This window comes from Streptomyces niveiscabiei (genome assembly GCF_001419795.1).
Taxonomy (GTDB): Bacteria; Actinomycetota; Actinomycetes; order Streptomycetales; family Streptomycetaceae; genus Streptomyces; species Streptomyces niveiscabiei.
In genome coordinates, this window is the sequence record NZ_LIRL01001297.1 from 1 (window position 1) to 1,631 (window position 1,631).

A 1,631-nucleotide genomic window follows, 5' to 3' on the forward strand; every position below is an offset into this window, starting at 1 on the left:
GCCCGTCCCGCGCGCGGGACGAACCGGACGACCGCGCCGATCATCGTCGTCGCCGTGATGCTCGCGAGCAGGCGCATCGCGGCGATGGCGGCGGAGCCCTGGCCGACGGCCTCCTCGGAGTAGTAGCGGGCGGCGACCAGCCAGAACCCGAGGCCCAGGACGGCGGAGACGCCGGTGCTGAGCATCAGGAAGTAGGCGTTCCGGAAGAGGGAGTCGGGGCCCCCGCGCGCGGGCGCGGTTCTCGCCTCCGTACGCGCGCCCGTCGCCGCGCGCTGTCTGGGCTCGGCCCGCGTCTCAGTCACGGCTCGCTCCGGGGGACGGCCCGCGAGGTGCCTCCGTCCGGAGGGCCGTGCCGGGAGACGGCGCGCGCACGGGCGCCTCCGCGCCGACCGCCCGCACAGACTGTTCGTTGCCCGGCGCGCGCACAGGCGCCTCCCCCGCCGGCCGCACCCCCGCCTCCCTCAGCGCCGCGACCACCTCACGCGCGCGCAGGGGGTCGGCCGGCAGCGCGTGCCGCGCGAACCAGCGCGCCCCGGACGGGTCCGGCGACACGTCCGTGAACTCCGCGCCCGCGTAGTCGTCCAGCGGCGGGTCGTACAGGTACCCGACGACGATCCCCCGGCGCGCGAGCGCCTCCCGCGCGGCGTCCCGGTCCGCGACGAACAGGGGGACCCGGAAGAGGGGCTGCGGCGGGCCGTCGCCCGCGCGCGCCCACGGCGTCGCGAGGAGACGCTCCGTCCCTTCCCGGCAGGCCGTCAGGACGCCGTCCAGACGGTCCAGCTTGCGCCCCACGCGCGCGAGGCGGCCGTTTCCGGCGCGCAGGCGGTAGTCGTGCATGTCGACGCGGACCCACGGGTCGTACGCGTCGAGGCCGGGGGCCGCGGCGCCCGCGCGCGTGAGGTCCGCCGGCCGCAGCGGCATCCGGATCTCCTCGCGCTCCATCCGCCCGAGCGCGCGCAGGACGGCCCAGGCGGCCCCGCGCAGGCCGAGGCCCCGTACGGCGGCCTCCGCGTACGGCCGTACGGCGTACGCCAGTTCGGCCGTCGGCCGCGCGGGAAGCAGCAGGTCCTCGCGGGCCTGCTCCAGGGCGGCGCGCAGGTCCGGGTCCGCGCAGGACAGGAACCCGCCCGCCTTCGCGCCGACGTGCTTCGACAGGCTGAACACGGAGGCGTCGCCCCACCCGCCGACGGCCCTGCCGCCGATCTCGCTGCCGATCGCGTGCGCGCCGTCCTCGAACAGCGGGATGCCCAGCGCGTCGCACCTCGCGCGCAGGCGCGGGGCGTCGTCCGGGTTGCCGTACAGGTTCGTCGTCAGGACGGCGGACAGGGTGCCCCAGGTGGCCTCCGGGACCGCGTCCACGTCGATCGACGCGTCCAGCGGCCTCAGGGGCGCCTGGACGGGCCTGAGGCCCGCCGCGAGCACCACGAAGAAGATCACGTCGTCGTTGACCGGCGACATCAGGACCCGTCCGCCGGGCGGGCACCAGTGGCGCAACGCCACGTACAGCCCGAACCGGCACGACGGCACGTACACGCATTCCCGGCCGAGTCTGCCGCGCATCGTCGCTTCCAGCCGCGCGAGCCGGGTCCCTGCTCCCGCCCCGCCCGGCCGTACGCCACGACCCGCCGACC

The 1,631-nt window shown here is 77.2% G+C and carries 1 protein-coding gene and 1 pseudogene; both read right to left on the reverse strand.

The features are described from left to right. Nucleotides 1-302: pseudogene (locus AOK24_RS43300) on the reverse strand (lipopolysaccharide biosynthesis protein); the annotation flags it as partial. Further along, nucleotides 295-1,560, reverse strand: coding sequence for a DegT/DnrJ/EryC1/StrS family aminotransferase (locus tag AOK24_RS43305; RefSeq protein WP_079057282.1), 1,266 nt, complete (start codon nt 1,558-1,560; stop codon nt 295-297). The gene AOK24_RS43305 and the pseudogene AOK24_RS43300, both read right to left, overlap by 8 nt. Nucleotides 1,561-1,631: the final 71 nt, after the last annotated feature.